Below are 15,679 nucleotides of genomic sequence, written 5' to 3'. Positions count from 1 at the left end.
GTAAATCAGTGACTATTCAATGCTTGCGTAATGGCGGCAACCAGAAGCGGATCTTCTGGCGTCATATCAGGCGCAAAACGTTCAAGCACTACACCATCACGGCTAATTAGGAATTTTTCAAAATTCCACAGAATATCACCCGGTTGTTTTGGTTCACGCCCTTTGCTCGCTAACCGCTGATAAAACTCGCTCCCTTCAGGTTTTACCGCCACCGATTTAGCGGCGATCAACTGCTGATAGAGTGGGTGCCGTTGTGGGCCATTGACTTCGATTTTACTGAACATCGGGAATTCAACACCAAATGTCCCGCGGCAAAAAGCCTGGATCTCCTCATCACTGCCCGGTTCCTGCCCGGCAAACTCATTGCTGGGGAAACCTAAGACCTCAAAACCTTGCCCATGATAGGTTTTATAAAGATTTTCCAGCCCTTCATACTGCTTAGTCAGGCCACACTGAGAAGCCACATTAACCACTAACAGAACCGAACCTTTATACTTTTTCAGTTGCACCGATTGATGATCAATGGTGTTGACTGGGATGGAATAAATTGGATTACTCATCAGGAAGGCCCCTTATTCAGCAATGAAAAACAGATGAACTGACAATAGTATGAATGGGTAACAGGCAGATCACTTTACACTTTTCACCCGTGTCAGCAACCAGATAAATAGTGGCGAGCCGAGTGTCGCGGTGACTACACCAATTGGCAATTCGGCCGAGAATAGAGCGATACGTGCGATAACATCAGCGAAGAGCAGTATCCCCGCCCCCGCCAGAGCACAACCCACTAATAGACGCCGCTGGTCGGTTAAACCGGTCAATCGTAAGATGTGGGGAATAACAAGACCAATAAAGCTGATCACGCCAGCTAAAGCAACACTAATACCGACCAGCAAACCAATAGCCAGCACCAATAAATTCCGCCATAAGTGGAGGGGAATACCCAGTTGTCTGGCTTGCTGTTCACCCAGTGACATAAAATTGAGCACTCGCCCCTGGCAACAGAGCCAGACGACAATCGGCAACAGCGCAAGAACCAGCCCCTGCTGTCGCCAGTCAATCCCGCTGAAACCGCCCATCATCCAATACATTAATTGGCGTAAATCCAAGCTGGTGCTGAAGTAGACGGCCCACGTCATAATGGCGCTGCAAACAATCCCCAAGGCAACGCCAACCAGCAGAAGACGGGCGTTGGTCAGTAATCGTCGACGGGCGAATCCGAGCAGGAGCACGGTCATAAATAGCGCCCCCGCAATAGCGCAAGCACTTAAAAACCAGATGGGCAGCAGCCCATGGCCCAGTAATACCGCCATCACCAGCGCCACCCCAGCACCATTGGCAACCCCCAATAAACCCGGCTCGGCTAATGGGTTTTCGAACAGTGCCTGCATCACCGCACCTGATACGGCAAGGCTCGCGCCAACCATCATCACCGCTAATGCGCGTGGCAAACGCAACTGCCAAACAAATAGTTGCCCGCTGTCGCTCAACCACTGAGTCGGCAAAATCCAAACATCACCGGCACACAAACTGACGACCAGCGCCAATACCAGCATGACCATCAAGCCACAGAGGTAACGGTGATCTCGCTGTTGTTGCCGCTGCTGGAGTGCGGTAAATAATGGGTGGGTCTGCATTATATCCTCGGCCATCGCCTCAGGATCTACCTGAAAATGTCTGATATCCATGATTAGTCATAGATAGTAGGGGGTTAACGCGATGAGGGGAAGTTTTCCATGAAAATTAAAACTTTTTAATAATAGAAAGCGCTAGCGCTGCCAACTCAATTTTGGCGATAACATTAGCGCTCGGTGATTTATTACTCTTTGCTATCTGTGCTTACACCTAACGGCGAGCATCCGCCAAATCACTTGGCATGGTGCCTTGCATACTGTGCCAGATAGCCCCGCTCTCTTTACCGTAAGCTCGCAGACAATCCAACACCTGATCATAGGCTTTCTCATCACAGAGTGACGACAGCTTGCTGTAGAAGGTCAGTGCCAGCTTACGTGCCTCAGGATTGGAGAAGTAGTAACGCCCAACGCGGGTATAGAGCCCTTTCATGCCATTGAGGATCAACCCATAAATCGGATTGCCTGAAGCGAAAGCCAATCCACGGAAAATGCCGTAATCCAGTGCAGTAAAGGCCTCTGAGCTATCATCAACCGTCAGAGCTTGCGCCAGAATTTCCTGCGCTTTTTCTGGATGATTGCGGATTGCGGTCCGGACAAAAATAGTAGCTATATTAGTTCGAACAGCCAGTAAGTTATCTATCAATTGTGGAACGCTATCGTGGTCAAGCCGCGCGAGTGTCTCCAATATATTGAGACCGGATGTCTCCCAAAAATTGTTTACTTTCGTCGGTTTACCATGCTGAATAGTGAGCCAGCCATCGCGGGCTAGCCGTTGCAGCACTTCGCGCAATGTTGTGCGGGTCACTCCAATTAGCTCTGAAAGTTCACGCTCCGCGGGCAAAATAGTGCCTGGAGGGAAGCGATTATTCCAAATACTTTCAATAATATACTCTTCCGCGAAACCGGCAGGACTTTGCGCCTTTATAACCATATTTTTGACGTTCCGTAGCGATACATATCAGCGATTTAGTGCGCTCATCATACCAGACGACTCTACTCTGATATAGCGCCAGAATCGTACAAACGTTGAAAGTAGTCATAAAGTTGCAAAAATTGCGCAGATGTAATGATGGGCAGACTATACGCATTGCTTTTAGGTGAATGACGTAAAGTAAAATGTAACTTTGAATACCAATAGCGCCATAATAATTTATTTAAGGAGACCATAACTCACAATGGATATGACCATTAGACAAGCTGTACTCAAGAATTTTCTCGGCAACTCACCGGATTGGTACAAATTGGCCATTGTCGGGTTTCTTATCATTAACCCGTTGGTGTTCTTCTTTGTCAGCCCCTTTATCGCCGGCTGGATGCTGGTGATTGAGTTTATCTTTACGCTGGCAATGGCGCTAAAATGTTATCCCCTGCAACCGGGTGGATTATTAGCCATTCAGGCCATTGCCATCGGTATGGCTAGCCCGCATCAAGTTGCAGAAGAGATTGCCAGCAATCTGGAAGTGCTGTTACTGCTGGTATTTATGGTGGCAGGCATCTACTTTATGAAGCAACTGCTACTGTTTGTATTTACTAAACTTTTACTGAATATTCGCTCAAAAATAGTTCTCTCATTAGCCTTCTGTATCGCCTCCGCCTTTCTTTCTGCTTTCCTCGATGCATTAACCGTGATTGCGGTAGTCATTAGCGTATCCGTTGGTTTTTATACTATTTATCATCACGTTGCTTCAAATCATACCGATAAAGACATTACCGATGACAGTTGGATCGATAATCAAGAAAATCGTAAAACGCTGGAGCAATTCCGGGCATTTTTACGCAGTCTGATGATGCATGCGGGTGTAGGCACTGCACTGGGCGGTGTGATGACCATGGTTGGTGAGCCACAAAATCTTATTATCGCCAAAAGTGCTGGCTGGAATTTTGCTGAATTCTTCATGCGAATGTTACCCGTCACACTGCCAGTATTGTGCTGCGGATTACTGGTCTGCCTGCTGGTCGAGCGTTTCAAACTCTTTGGTTATGGTGCCGAACTACCTGACCGCGTTTGTCAGGTACTGACCGATTACGACAAGCAAGCCAGCGCAAAACGCAGCCGGCAGGAGAAGGTAAAACTCCTGACTCAAGCACTGATTGGTGTTTGGTTGGTACTGGCGTTGGCACTACATATCGCCGAAGTGGGTCTGGTCGGGTTATCGGTGATTATTCTCGCCACCTCGCTCTGTGGTATCACTAATGAACATGCCTTGGGTAAAGCCTTTCAGGAGGCGTTGCCGTTTGCCGCGTTGCTCACCGTCTTTTTCGCGGTAGTCGCAGTCATCATTGAGCAAAGTCTATTCAGCCCGATTATACAGTTTGTGTTGCAAGCCTCACCATCAGCACAGTTATCACTGTTTTATCTGTTTAATGGCTTGCTATCCTCGGTTTCGGATAATGTCTTTGTCGGCACCGTCTATATCAATGAGGCCCGTACCGCGTTTGAACATGGCGTTATTTCACTTAAGCAGTTTGAGTTCCTGGCGGTCGCCATCAATACCGGGACTAACCTCCCCTCGGTTGCCACCCCCAATGGTCAGGCCGCGTTCCTGTTCCTGCTGACCTCCGCGCTGGCACCACTCATTCGCCTTTCGTATGGCCGCATGGTGTACATGGCTCTGCCCTATACCATCGTGATGACAGTTGTCGGTCTGCTGGGTGTTGAATACTTATTAGTCCCAGTTACAGAGTGGATGACACAAAATGGTTGGATAAGTTTGCCTCATATCGTGGCAGGGGTTAGCATCACACACTGATTACTTGCATAATAGTCACAGCCAGTTCTACACTTTTCCTCGCCACGAAGAGCATTGATTGACTTCGGGGAATTATGAGCTGGCAAAACAAACCAATATCTCACCCAAAGTAAAATTTATGCTCGTGATAGGTTGTCACACGCGAGAAATCGCTGATTTTTGGCTAATTTTACCTTTGGGTAGCTGGCAGCAAAGATGATTTGGTTTACACTGCCGGTACAATTGCTTACTGCATGGAAAATAAAGATATGTTGCAATTCCTTAACCGCTGCTCTAAAGGGCGCGGTGCTTGGCTATTAATGGCCCTGACTGCACTTGCACTAGAATTGATTGCGCTCTATTTTCAACACGTGATGTTGTTACAGCCTTGCGTAATGTGTATCTACGAACGTGCTGCTCTATTCGGCATTCTTGGTGCGTCGTTGTTGGGTGCGATTGCACCTAAATCACCACTGCGCTATCTGGCTATTTTTATCTGGATCTACAGCGCATGGCGAGGGGTTCAACTAGCCTGGGTTCACACCATGCTGCAACTGCACCCTTCACCTTTCACCACCTGTGATTTCTTTGTCAGCTTCCCATCCTGGTTACCATTGGATAAATGGCTACCTGCGGTATTTGTTGCCAGTGGCGACTGCTCAGTAAAACAGTGGGAATTTCTGTCATTAGAAATGCCACAGTGGTTGGTAGGGATCTTTGCTGGGTATTTAGTGATTGGTGTATTGGTTCTGATCAGCCAGTTCGTTAAACCGAAAAGACGCGATCTGTTTGGCCGATAGTTTTCATACATATCTTTATCTATCAATGGCGCCACTCGGCGCCATTGGTTTTAATAAATACCCGCCCACGATTAATTAACGAATAATGCCCCGTGCCGAGCGGGAAAAGAAAGGCTTATAGGCGTGCAGTATTTGCCACTCTTGAGCGAGAAGTTCAATTTCGATATTCACCTCCGCCACCTGCTTACCGGTATGATAAATAAGCTGATAGGCATTTTTAACCGCTTGCCAGTCGCGACTATCCAGCCAATCAGGCCCCATCGCCAAATCCCTGACACCCACGGGCGCAGCACGATTACCTTCAGCAATAACATAAGGAGGGATGTCTTGCACCACACAGGAACCTGTATTGACTAGCGCATGAGTGCCGATGACACAAAACTGATGTACCGCACTTGCGGCGGCAATAATGGCGAAATCATCGACCTCAACATGCCCCGCTAACCCCACATTCGACTCTAATAAACAGTGGTTGCCTATTACGCAGTCATGGCCAATATGCACGTGGCTCATCAGATTATTATCATCACCGATGTGCGTTATACCAATCCCTTGTATTGTGCCGCGATGAATGCTGACATTTTGTTGAATCAAATTGCGATCACCAATAATAACCCGAGTGTGTTCACCCTGATATTTAAGATCCTGATTAACCTCGCCGATGGAGGAGAATTGTCCAATATTATTGTCACACCCAAGCTCGGTAATACCATTAATGACAATATGTGATTTAAGTACCGTGCCAGAACCAATAGTGACTTGAGCGCCAATGTGACAAAAGTGACCAATTTGTACATTCGCACCAATCACCGCCCCCTTCTCAATAATTGCAGTAGCAGAAATTATCGCGGTGTTATCAATCAAGCTATTTAACTCTCTAGATAGAGGACTCACTTTACAACTTTGTGGGTAACTTTAGCGTCAACTAGGGACTAATCCATCCATTGGTTTAATCAGATTTACAGATAAAAAAGGTCGCACAACTAAAAAAGGCCACCCTTTAGGCAGCCTCATCTCAATCTGATGATAAGCGAATTAAGCTTTGGTATGTGTGCAAATGTACTGGTTAGCCTGCTCACCATCAACAATAGCCAGTCGAATTGGCAATGCAGAGATATTGAGGGAAGCAATAACTTGATCCTGACTACTTGCTTTCTGGAAGATTAATGACTCACCCTGACCTTCCGGATTCACTTTTACGAACTGAAATACCGACTTATCAATGGTCAATTGTTGATTAGGACCATCCAACACCGCGGAAAGATGACTCCCCTCTTTCAGTTGGCAATCAAGGTTAATTAATGAAGTCCCACCCGCCAGAGCCTGATGCGAAGCACTACCTAAAGTCGCGGAGATGCCGATGATGACAGCGGCTAACGTTGAATATTTCATTTTATTAAGTTTCTTAGTTAAATTTCGGCGTTAGTATGCCATACCTAATCTATCAATAGGTAAGTGTTATCTGGCCCACTGAGGTTTATTCAGAATGTGATCTTGCCAGTCGATCACTTCACTTTCATGAACCGCAATATGGCGTACTGAGATACGTTCGCCATGCATGGCGGATTTTGACTGGGTGATTAGCGGGTGCCACTGGGGTAAGCCACGCCCTTCGCCGATGAGCCGATAGGCGCAAGTTGGCGGTAACCAATCAAAAGTGACCAGATTTTCGCGCGTTAACTTGATGCAATCCTCTTCCAATTCAAAGCGATGCTCATAGTTACGGCACTGGCAGGTTTTAATATTGAGCTGATCGCAGGCCACATTGGTGAAGTAGATTTCATCAGTGTCCTCATCAATCAGTTTGTTCAGACAGCATTGGCCGCAACCGTCGCACAGTGATTCCCATTCACTATCTGACATCTCAGCGAGTGTTTTTTGTTGCCAAAAAGGAAGTTGTGACATATCGGTATCCGGTATAAATAAATGAGCGGGTCGTTATAGACGCTTTAGCGGTCAGATGCAAGCCTTGCCGCCCAGCCAAAGGGCATAAGCGGCAGGGATTGGGTTAGATTATGCGAGTGTTCAAGGTCTTGCCATTAAGCATTATTTTAAGCATATCGCCCGACTTCATCGGCCCAACCCCTTGTGGGGTGCCCGTCAAAACAATATCGCCAGCCCGCAAGGTAAAGAAGCGGCTAATATAACTTATCAGCGGAATGATGGGGGTAATCATATCGCGACTATTACCCTGCTGACGGATTTCATCATTAATAGTCAGGGATAAATCAGCCTGTTGTGCATCGCCAAACTCAGCCACAGGAATAAAACCAGAGATCGGGCAAGAGCCATCAAATGCTTTGGATTTCTCCCACGGCTGCCCGGCTTTCTTCAGACCCGCCTGTAGTTCGCGCAAAGTTAAATCCAGCGCCACACCATAACCCGCAATCGCACGCGCCACCCTATCTTCGCTGGCTTGCTTTAACGGCGTACCGATCAAAACAGCCAATTCGACTTCGTGGTGTACTGCACCGAACTCTTTGGGGATCGATACTGGCTGGCGAATATCACATAACGCCGTTTCAGGTTTGATAAACAGAACCGGTTCAACTGAGGCTGTACTCCCCATCTCTTTGATATGTTCTGCATAGTTACTGCCTACGCAAACCACTTTACTCACTGGAAAATCCAGCAAAGCCCCTTGCCAGTCTCTATGTTGATACATACTGCCTCTCCTGAATTTACATCCTGATAGACCCAACACCGCAGTCAAACGACTATGGCATAGAGCGACTATCGCGCCAACTCAATATTGAAGTCTGCCCGCAATTTAGCTTATGGCCTCAATCAAGGTAAAAGCCCCTCCTCACTAGACAGATAACTCACTGGCGAGGAAGGTGAAAACCTTTATATTAGGATGATGCTTTGCTTTCGCCCAAATGCATTTTCAACAAGCTCTCTGGCGGGGGTGGAACTTGCAGATAAAAGCCCTGATCAACAAGCGCATTTTTCACTTTTTCGATATCCACTGTTGCTAAGGTTTTACGGCTGTTTAATGCCAGTTGCATCGCAAATTGCGGTTTGCCAAAACTGGCGAGCAGCTCAGCTGGCACTCTCGAAAAATCATCTCTCTTTTCAATATAGAGGTAAGTCTGATCCCGTTTCGGGCTTCTATAAATAGCACAAAGCATGTTCTGGACTCTATTGGTCGAATTCGATAGTAAAATGGTATGATAGCCGAAAATTATAACATACCAAGCTATACCACACTCTCGCGGCATCTGGGTTTACAGATGACTCAGTGAGACTTTTCCGAAATAGCACTAAGAAGTATTTCACGAAACCGATAATAATGATGCGCTATTACTGTATTTTATAAAAAACACGCCACAGGATAAAAAATTCGCCATATTTGATAGAAATAACGAATTTTATCGGCGCAGTAAAACCCGTACTAAGTGAATTTCATTGTTGAAAAAATACACAAATCTAGAATGGCAGTGATATCAGCCAAATATAGACTGTTCAGGGCTAGCGAATAAGCAGAAGTTATGCTGTAATTTCTTGTCTGATTGCTGTCATTCTGACCTTAAGATTTCAATATTTTGATACGGATAGATTTATTTTTATATTACCTATAACATGCTTGGGAACATCAGAATATTGTACCCCCGAATGATATTCTGGGGATTAAACGTAGCTGAAACTGAGTCAGGATAGATGTCACAATCGCCAATTGAGTTAAAAGGCAGTAGTTTTACCCTTTCGGTCATTCATTTACATGATTCACGACCGGAGGTAATCCGTCAGGCATTGCAGGAAAAAGTGGATCAAGCTCCCGCTTTTCTGAAAAACGCCCCTGTTGTGATTAACGTTGCAACGTTACCTAACGGTGCTAACTGGAAAGATATCCAACAGGCTGTCACCTCAGCGGGTCTGCGTATTGTTGGCATCAGTGGTTGTCAAGATGAGCGTCAAAAACGGGCGATAGCACGAGCAGGCTTACCGTTACTGAGTGAGGGGAAAGGCCAGAAGATGGCACCCGAGCCGATTATTAGCCCGCCAGAAAACGTTCCGACCAAGACTCGAATTATCAATACGCCAGTCCGTTCTGGCCAACAGATTTATGCGCGTAATTGCGATTTGATTGTTATCAGCAGTGTCAGTGCCGGTGCTGAATTAATTGCCGACGGCAATATTCATATCTATGGAATGATGCGAGGCCGTGCGCTAGCAGGTGCATCCGGTGATGCCCAGTGCCAGATTTTTTGCACGCATCTGGGTGCTGAACTAGTCTCTATCGCAGGGCAGTACTGGTTGAGTGATCAGATCCCGCGTGACTATTTTGGTCAGGCCGCACGTCTGCATCTGCTGGATAACGCACTAACTATACAACCTTTAAATTAAGCCCTTTTGACAAGGAATCCATTTCATGGCACGCATTATTGTTGTTACATCGGGTAAAGGGGGCGTTGGCAAGACCACATCAAGCGCGGCTATCGCAACCGGCTTGGCCCAAAAAGGTAAAAAAACCGTGGTTATCGATTTCGATATCGGCCTACGGAATTTAGATTTGATTATGGGATGCGAGCGCCGTGTCGTTTATGATTTTGTTAATGTCATTCAAGGTGATGCCACTTTGAACCAGGCACTAATAAAAGATAAGCGCACCGATAATCTGTATATCCTGCCCGCTTCTCAGACCCGTGACAAAGACGCCCTGACCAAAGAGGGTGTTGAAAAGATTTTGAACGATCTTGGCGAAATGAATTTCGAGTTCGTGGTGTGTGACTCTCCTGCCGGCATCGAAAGCGGCGCTTTGATGGCACTCTATTTTGCCGATGAAGCCGTCATCACCACTAACCCTGAAGTCTCTTCGGTTCGTGACTCAGACCGCATCCTCGGGATATTGTCATCTAAGTCGCGTCGTGCTGAAAATGGCCAAGATCCGATTAAAGAACATCTGCTGTTGACCCGCTACAACCCAGGGCGGGTTAATCGCGGCGATATGCTTAGCATGGAAGATGTCCTCGATATTCTGAGGATCCCATTGGTTGGCGTTATACCAGAAGACCAGTCAGTACTGCGTGCCTCGAACCAAGGCGAGCCTGTGATCCTGGACAAAGAGTCAGATGCTGGTAAAGCTTATGACGATACCGTTGACCGTCTGCTAGGAGAAGAACGCCCCTTCCGCTTCATTGAAGAAGAGAAGAAGGGCTTCCTGAAACGCCTTTTTGGGGGATAAACCATGGCTTTGTTAGACTTCTTTCTGTCCCGCAAAAAACCGACAGCCAATATAGCCAAGGAACGGCTGCAAATTATCGTCGCTGAACGTCGTCGTGGGGACAGTGCGCCCCACTATTTGCCTGACTTAAAACGCGATATTTTGGCGGTTATTTGTAAATATATCCAGATCGAACCTGAAATGCTGCATGTGCAATTTGAGCAGAAAGGCGATGATATTTCGGTGCTTGAACTTAACGTGACATTACCGGAAACGGAAGAAACACCTAAATGATTTCTTCGCAATAACTAACCCCTGTATTCATTTACAGGGGTGTTTATTTACAGTGCTATTTATTTATAGCGGATGGCCATCCTATTAACTGTATATACACCCAGCCATCTCACCGCGATTAAATAGACACTCCCGCCAAAACAAGAAAATTCTTAATCTCTATTTCAGTTGTTCATAAAGTTCTGATGAATTAAAAACTGAAATAACCAGAGTGAAGTCTCCCCCACCCTGAATATCATTAATACTGCTGTAAAATCTCGGTCAATTCCGTAGATAACAGATCGCCACGCCAACCACTTAATAATTCAGGCTGAGTATCTGATAATTTCAATTTCCAGTGCCAACTGAGTAGTTGGTTTATTTGACGGCGTGATGCCAGTAATTCGCTACTTAGGCCAGAGCGCTCACTGACCGACAGAATTAGCGCTTTAATGTCTTTAAAGACTCTCTTGTAGCCGGGCTGGTCAATCAGGTTAGCGACCGGTGGCGGAAGTTGGTCTTCAGGTACTGCATTACCCTCAGCGACCAGCGCCAATAAGGTACGGCCGTGATAGCGGATCTCCTGCCCACTCAGCCCCAGAGAGTCCAGCTCACCTAGCGAAGTGGGCTGATAACGGGCCACTTGCCAGAGATTCTCTTCCCGCACCACGAAGTTCACCGCCAGATCGCGCTCACGTGCCTGGCGCAAACGCCATGCTGCCAGTTTCTGTAAACATGCCAACTGACGCCCTCGCAACTGCCAGGCATTGGTAATTTCACGGTAGGCTAGCTCTGGCTCCAGTGTTTCACTACGACGACGACACAATAGCTGACACTCATCTTTAGCCGCATCCATGCGCCCGGCGGCTTCGGTAGCTTCAACTAATTTAGTCGCTAGCGGTAACAGGTAAAACACATCAGCAGCCGCGTAATCACACTGTTTTTCGCTTAATGGGCGGGCTATCCAATCGGTACGAGATTCACTTTTATCTAACTCAACACCTTCAAACTCATTGACCAGCATAGCAAAGCCACAAGATAGCGAACGTCCCGAAAATGCGGCCAGTACTTGCGTATCAATCATCGGCGTCGGCATTCGGTCAAAGGCATTTAAAAATACCTCCAGATCTTCGCTGCCAGCATGTAAGTATTTCACGACATCCAAATCTTGCAGCAGCTCGCGAAAGGGTTGCCACTCAGTAATCGGCAAGGGGTCAATCAGTGAAAGTTGTTCACCGTCATACAGTTGAATCAGGCCCAACTGCGGATAGTAAGTGCGTGTTCTGACAAACTCAGTATCCAGCGCGACATGAGCATGTTTCCGGGCTTGTTCGCAGACCTGCTGCAACGCATCATTGGTGGTGATCAACTGATAATTCAAAACGTCATTCTCTTGGTCGTTACACCCGCCATCTTGCAAGGGCGGATATAGTCTATGGCAAACACAACAACGCCGGTGATGACCGGCGTTGTTGATTATGATTGGGAGATGCCGTTACGTTAAGCTGCGTCTTGATCGCTAGCCTTATTAGTAACAAGCTCATCACGCAATTCCCTACGTAAAATTTTGCCGACATTGGATTTCGGCAATTCGTCACGGAACTCTACTATTTTCGGTACTTTATACCCTGTAAGGTAGCGGCGGCAATGGGTTAGCAGCTCTTCCTGTGTCAAGGTGGCATCTTTTTTCACGATGAACACTTTTACCGCCTCGCCAGCAACCCCATTAGGCACCCCAATGACGGCAGACTCGAGTACTTTCGGATGTAACGCGACCACATCTTCAATCTCATTGGGGTAGACATTAAAACCTGACACCAGAATCATATCTTTTTTACGATCAACAATGCGCAAAAAGCCTTGTTCATCGAGGGTCGCGATATCACCGGTTGCCAACCAGCCCTCTTTTAGCACTTCATCCGTGGCTTCTGGCCGTTGCCAATAGCCTAACATAACTTGTGGGCCACGCACCCATAGTTCACCCGGCTCACCAAATGCAACATCATGGCCCTCATCATCCAGCAGCCGAACATCCGTTGACGGCACCGGCAGGCCAATGCTGCCACTGTAATGTTTCAAGTCATAAGGGTTACCGGTCACTAACGGCGAACACTCAGTCAGACCATAGCCTTCCAGCAAGTGTTTACCGGTGAGTTTTTCCCAACGTTCAGCCACGGCCTGCTGTACGGGCATCCCTCCACCGACGGACAGCCGCAATGTAGAGAAATCCAACTTGGTAAATTCTTCGTTATTTAACAACGCATTAAATAATGTATTCACCCCCGTCATCGCCGTGAATGGGTAATGACTTAACTCTTTAACCATGCCGGGAATATCGCGCGGATTGGTGATCAATAAGCTGCGCCCACCCAACTCAATAAACAGCAGGCAGTTCATGGTTAAAGCAAAGATGTGATAGAGCGGCAGCGCCGTGACCACCAATTCATGGCCAGGTTGCAGCAGTGGTGCGTAGGCGGCTTTCGCCTGTTCCAGGTTCGACTGCATATTACGGTGGGTCAACATCGCCCCTTTCGCCACCCCCGTCGTGCCGCCGGTATACTGCAAGAAAGCCATATCCGTATTAATCACATCCGGCTTAACATATTGCAGACGGCGACCTTTTTGCAGCGCCGTGCGGAACGAAATGGCATCAGGTAAATAGTATTTCGGCACCAGTCGCTTGATGTATTTCACCACGAAATTCACCAGCGTCCCTTTAGCCGCCGACAGTTGATCGCCCATGCGGGTTAAAATGACGTGTTTAACTTGAGTTTTAAAGACCACTTTTTCCAACGTGTGGGCAAAGTTGGAAACAATAACGATCGCCGCAGCGCCGCTATCATTAAGTTGATGCTCCAACTCTCTTGGGGTGTATAGCGGGTTAACATTCACCACCACCATACCTGCACGTAGAATACCAAACAAAGCAATAGGGTATTGCAGCAGATTGGGCATCATTAATGCAACCCGGTCACCTTTTTGCAGCCCCAAACCTTGCTGTAAATAAGCGGCGAAAGCACGGCTACGCTCTTCCAACTTACGGAAAGTCATCACCTCGCCCATATTGATAAACGCAGGTTGATCCGCATAACGCAACGCCGCGTTCTCAAACATTTCCACCAAAGAAGAGTAGCGATCCGGGTCTATCTCTGCGGGGACATCTGCCGGATAATGCTTTAGCCATACTTTTTCCAAGGTAGCACTCCTGAAATTGTTATTGGTCACGAAGAAAAGACGCAAATTCACACCAGAACTTTAACAATATTTTAACTCAGCGTACCAGTTTGCTTTTAAACAATTTTAAGGTTGGGAGATACATCACTATTTTCTGATACCGAGATCCCATAAATAGTCAAGGCGGCCAATGCCGCCCAATAAAATATAACAAAATCAAAACGTTATCATTTGATAATAGTGCTAAATATGGTAACTGTTTGATTATATAATCTTTTGTAGCTTAATCACTGTAAAATAGACACAAGAAAGGCGCTAAATTTAGCGCCTTTCTTAATGATGGACCGACTTACTACAACAACAGCTTACTCAGTGACGATCGTTTGTATCGGTGCAGGCCCAGGGCCATACCAACCCCATCCCGGCCCCCACATTTCAGGGTGCCGATACCCCCATGGCCCCATTGTTGGTGGTAACATCACTTGCTGTTCAAGATGCCAGCGCTTGTAGCCCGTAGCATTCATCACCACGAAATTATATGGCGTCATACCAATTTTACCGGCTTCAACGCCAGTGATCGGCCCGACGACGGTGACAAGGTGCCCACGAAAATCAGCAGGCTCAAGGAAACCATTCACATAGGCAATTATTCGCCCCTGTGAGGGTTCGCCTAATATAGGTCTGGCACCGGAATCCAATGGGACAGTGGCAATCTCAAGACGGGTGCGATGCGGTTCATTGGCCACATTAACCACTGTGCCGCCGAAACGCGCCTCCTGACCGATAAATGCCTGCGGTGAGGTTCTGACCAAATTGAGATTTTGCTGCGGCGTTGCTGTCGTGCCCTGAATCGCAGGTGGGATCGTCACGCAACCGGAAAGTAACAAAACACCCAAACCCAGCCAACCCAACATCCATTTACGGTTTTTATGTTTTGTCGATTGAGCTACTGACGTTTTAATCGTCATAGTCTGTTACTCCTTATTATCATTAGTTGTCCTAATATTTTAGACTCTAATTTTAATAACAAGTTTCTATACCCTGATCTTTCACATTACAGCGGTGTTAGCTGCGCGCAATAACCCGAATCACTTATTGATGTAAGCTCATTGGGATTATCGCCCTTGCCGCCTTCCTGCATTTTGAAATCTATTGGGTACTCATTCTAACGGCCCGGCAGTTTCTTCCAGGTGACTTCATTGCGCAGATAGACCGGCTCGGCATTTTCCACACTGACAGCTTGCCCGCTAGCCCACAATGAGAGCGCCAAAGGCAGCATATCTTCGGCTTGCGGCAACAGCATTTGGCCGTCGGTGAGTTGCACATTGCTGCCGCCAATCAGTTCAGGGTAAGTTTGCCAGCCAGTGCCGACCGTGGCCCAACGGCCACTCAGCGTTTGAGCGCGAGCCAACGTCTGTTCGGGTGTCATCACCGCTTCAGTCGCTTCACCCAGCCAATCCCCTTCGGCATTTCGCTCAAACTCACCCCAATAGACTTCGCCCATGCGGGCATCTATCGCGGCCAATACTCGCGACGCCGCCGTCAGACGAAATGCGCCCTGGGCCATGGTTTGTAGCGTGGAGACACCAATCATCGGCAAATCAGCACCCAGTGCCAGCCCTTGACCAATGCCGATGCCAATGCGCACACCCGTAAAACTACCGGGACCACGACCAAAGGCCAACGCATCAAGCTGCCCAAGTGATAAGCCCGATTCAGCCAACACTTGCTGCACCATCGGCAAAATACGTTGGGTGTGTTCCCGTGGGCAAAGCTCAAACAGTGCCTGGACTTCGCCGTTATTCCAGAGTGCGACAGAACAAGCTTCTGTTGCGGTATCGATCGCTAAAATTCGCGTGGACATGCCAACCTCGGCAGGAAAAGAGTATCAATTCAACACAGGGC

17 protein-coding genes are annotated in these 15,679 nt (G+C 47.4%); 5 read left to right on the top strand and 12 right to left on the bottom strand.

Annotated elements, in window-relative coordinates; genetic code table 11:
* Positions 1 to 5: 5 nt before the first annotated feature.
* The 3 genes from AACW11_RS18645 to fadR form a co-directional block, all read right to left on the bottom strand.
* Positions 6 to 560, bottom strand: coding sequence for a glutathione peroxidase (locus tag AACW11_RS18645; RefSeq protein WP_212585118.1), 555 nt, complete (start codon positions 558 to 560; stop codon positions 6 to 8).
* Between the two features lie 69 nt (positions 561 to 629).
* Positions 630 to 1,637: a vitamin B12 ABC transporter permease BtuC gene (gene btuC, locus AACW11_RS18640; protein ID WP_212585197.1), complete on the bottom strand. Its 1,008-nt coding sequence runs from the start codon at positions 1,635 to 1,637 to the stop codon at positions 630 to 632.
* 208 nt (positions 1,638 to 1,845) lie between these two features.
* Positions 1,846 to 2,565 (bottom strand): fatty acid metabolism transcriptional regulator FadR, encoded by a 720-nt coding sequence (gene fadR, locus AACW11_RS18635; RefSeq protein ID WP_005270241.1) that lies wholly within the window; start codon positions 2,563 to 2,565, stop codon positions 1,846 to 1,848.
* A gap of 244 nt (positions 2,566 to 2,809) precedes the next feature.
* Here fadR and nhaB point away from each other — a divergent pair, with 244 nt between their 5' ends.
* A complete protein-coding gene (gene nhaB, locus AACW11_RS18630) occupies positions 2,810 to 4,384 on the top strand; it encodes a sodium/proton antiporter NhaB (protein WP_212585117.1) in 1,575 nt (524 codons plus the stop codon).
* A 248-nt stretch (positions 4,385 to 4,632) separates the two neighbouring features.
* The gene (gene dsbB, locus AACW11_RS18625) at positions 4,633 to 5,163 is read left to right on the top strand and encodes a disulfide bond formation protein DsbB (protein ID WP_212585116.1); all 531 of its coding nucleotides are present in this window, start codon (positions 4,633 to 4,635) and stop codon (positions 5,161 to 5,163) included.
* 75 nt (positions 5,164 to 5,238) lie between these two features.
* Here the strand turns inward: dsbB and lpxA are convergent, their stop codons facing one another.
* The 5 genes from lpxA to AACW11_RS18600 all read right to left on the bottom strand — a co-directional run bounded on the left by lpxA (position 5,239) and on the right by AACW11_RS18600 (position 8,294).
* Entirely contained in the window at positions 5,239 to 6,027 is a 789-nt protein-coding gene (gene lpxA / locus AACW11_RS18620) for an acyl-ACP--UDP-N-acetylglucosamine O-acyltransferase (RefSeq protein WP_212585115.1), read from the bottom strand.
* Positions 6,028 to 6,198: 171 nt separating this feature from the next.
* Complete coding sequence (locus AACW11_RS18615) at positions 6,199 to 6,555, bottom strand: hypothetical protein (protein WP_212585114.1); 357 nt, start codon at positions 6,553 to 6,555, stop codon at positions 6,199 to 6,201.
* 66 nt (positions 6,556 to 6,621) lie between these two features.
* Positions 6,622 to 7,068 (bottom strand): YcgN family cysteine cluster protein, encoded by a 447-nt coding sequence (locus AACW11_RS18610; protein ID WP_212585113.1) that lies wholly within the window; start codon positions 7,066 to 7,068, stop codon positions 6,622 to 6,624.
* 103 nt (positions 7,069 to 7,171) lie between these two features.
* Positions 7,172 to 7,828 (bottom strand): fumarylacetoacetate hydrolase family protein, encoded by a 657-nt coding sequence (locus AACW11_RS18605; RefSeq protein ID WP_212585112.1) that lies wholly within the window; start codon positions 7,826 to 7,828, stop codon positions 7,172 to 7,174.
* A gap of 187 nt (positions 7,829 to 8,015) precedes the next feature.
* Positions 8,016 to 8,294 carry a YcgL domain-containing protein gene (locus AACW11_RS18600; RefSeq protein ID WP_212585111.1) on the bottom strand — a complete coding sequence of 93 codons (279 nt, stop codon included), beginning with the start codon at positions 8,292 to 8,294 and terminating at the stop codon, positions 8,016 to 8,018.
* Positions 8,295 to 8,823: 529 nt separating this feature from the next.
* On the opposite strand from AACW11_RS18600, the gene minC reads away from it, so the two are divergent.
* Genes minC through minE form a run of 3 tightly spaced genes read left to right on the top strand, consistent with a single transcriptional unit; the run spans position 8,824 to position 10,621 of the window.
* Positions 8,824 to 9,510 carry a septum site-determining protein MinC gene (gene minC / locus AACW11_RS18595; RefSeq protein ID WP_212585110.1) on the top strand — a complete coding sequence of 229 codons (687 nt, stop codon included), beginning with the start codon at positions 8,824 to 8,826 and terminating at the stop codon, positions 9,508 to 9,510.
* Positions 9,511 to 9,535: 25 nt separating this feature from the next.
* Entirely contained in the window at positions 9,536 to 10,348 is an 813-nt protein-coding gene (minD, locus tag AACW11_RS18590; RefSeq protein WP_004874204.1) for a septum site-determining protein MinD, read from the top strand.
* Positions 10,349 to 10,351: 3 nt separating this feature from the next.
* Entirely contained in the window at positions 10,352 to 10,621 is a 270-nt protein-coding gene (minE, locus tag AACW11_RS18585; protein WP_004874203.1) for a cell division topological specificity factor MinE, read from the top strand.
* 238 nt (positions 10,622 to 10,859) lie between these two features.
* On the opposite strand, the gene rnd is transcribed toward minE, so the two are convergent.
* From rnd to tsaB, 4 genes are all read right to left on the bottom strand, one after another.
* A complete protein-coding gene (gene rnd, locus AACW11_RS18580) occupies positions 10,860 to 11,981 on the bottom strand; it encodes a ribonuclease D (RefSeq protein WP_212585109.1) in 1,122 nt (373 codons plus the stop codon).
* Positions 11,982 to 12,100: 119 nt separating this feature from the next.
* The gene (gene fadD / locus AACW11_RS18575) at positions 12,101 to 13,795 is read right to left on the bottom strand and encodes a long-chain-fatty-acid--CoA ligase FadD (protein ID WP_212585108.1); all 1,695 of its coding nucleotides are present in this window, start codon (positions 13,793 to 13,795) and stop codon (positions 12,101 to 12,103) included.
* A 344-nt stretch (positions 13,796 to 14,139) separates the two neighbouring features.
* On the bottom strand, positions 14,140 to 14,742 hold the full coding sequence (locus AACW11_RS18570; protein WP_212585107.1) for a Slp family lipoprotein: 603 nt from the start codon (positions 14,740 to 14,742) through the stop codon (positions 14,140 to 14,142).
* Positions 14,743 to 14,939: 197 nt separating this feature from the next.
* Complete coding sequence (gene tsaB, locus AACW11_RS18565) at positions 14,940 to 15,638, bottom strand: tRNA (adenosine(37)-N6)-threonylcarbamoyltransferase complex dimerization subunit type 1 TsaB (RefSeq protein ID WP_212585106.1); 699 nt, start codon at positions 15,636 to 15,638, stop codon at positions 14,940 to 14,942.
* Positions 15,639 to 15,679: the final 41 nt, after the last annotated feature.

The sequence above is a fragment of the Yersinia sp. Marseille-Q3913 genome (assembly GCF_963892745.1).
GTDB lineage: Bacteria > Pseudomonadota > Gammaproteobacteria > Enterobacterales > Enterobacteriaceae > Yersinia > Yersinia bercovieri.
This window is presented reverse-complemented; position numbering and strand designations above follow the sequence as displayed.

Coding starts and splice junctions, on each gene's coding strand:
- AACW11_RS18645 (WP_212585118.1), bottom strand. CDS start 560: ATGAGTAATCCAATTTATTCCATCCCAGTCAACACCATTGATCATCAA.
- btuC (WP_212585197.1), bottom strand. CDS start 1,637: ATGCAGACCCACCCATTATTTACCGCACTCCAGCAGCGGCAACAACAG.
- fadR (WP_005270241.1), bottom strand. CDS start 2,565: ATGGTTATAAAGGCGCAAAGTCCTGCCGGTTTCGCGGAAGAGTATATT.
- nhaB (WP_212585117.1), top strand. CDS start 2,810: ATGGATATGACCATTAGACAAGCTGTACTCAAGAATTTTCTCGGCAAC.
- dsbB (WP_212585116.1), top strand. CDS start 4,633: ATGTTGCAATTCCTTAACCGCTGCTCTAAAGGGCGCGGTGCTTGGCTA.
- AACW11_RS18615 (WP_212585114.1), bottom strand. CDS start 6,555: ATGAAATATTCAACGTTAGCCGCTGTCATCATCGGCATCTCCGCGACT.
- AACW11_RS18610 (WP_212585113.1), bottom strand. CDS start 7,068: ATGTCACAACTTCCTTTTTGGCAACAAAAAACACTCGCTGAGATGTCA.
- AACW11_RS18605 (WP_212585112.1), bottom strand. CDS start 7,828: ATGTATCAACATAGAGACTGGCAAGGGGCTTTGCTGGATTTTCCAGTG.
- AACW11_RS18600 (WP_212585111.1), bottom strand. CDS start 8,294: ATGCTTTGTGCTATTTATAGAAGCCCGAAACGGGATCAGACTTACCTC.
- minC (WP_212585110.1), top strand. CDS start 8,824: ATGTCACAATCGCCAATTGAGTTAAAAGGCAGTAGTTTTACCCTTTCG.
- minD (WP_004874204.1), top strand. CDS start 9,536: ATGGCACGCATTATTGTTGTTACATCGGGTAAAGGGGGCGTTGGCAAG.
- minE (WP_004874203.1), top strand. CDS start 10,352: ATGGCTTTGTTAGACTTCTTTCTGTCCCGCAAAAAACCGACAGCCAAT.
- AACW11_RS18570 (WP_212585107.1), bottom strand. CDS start 14,742: ATGACGATTAAAACGTCAGTAGCTCAATCGACAAAACATAAAAACCGT.
- tsaB (WP_212585106.1), bottom strand. CDS start 15,638: ATGTCCACGCGAATTTTAGCGATCGATACCGCAACAGAAGCTTGTTCT.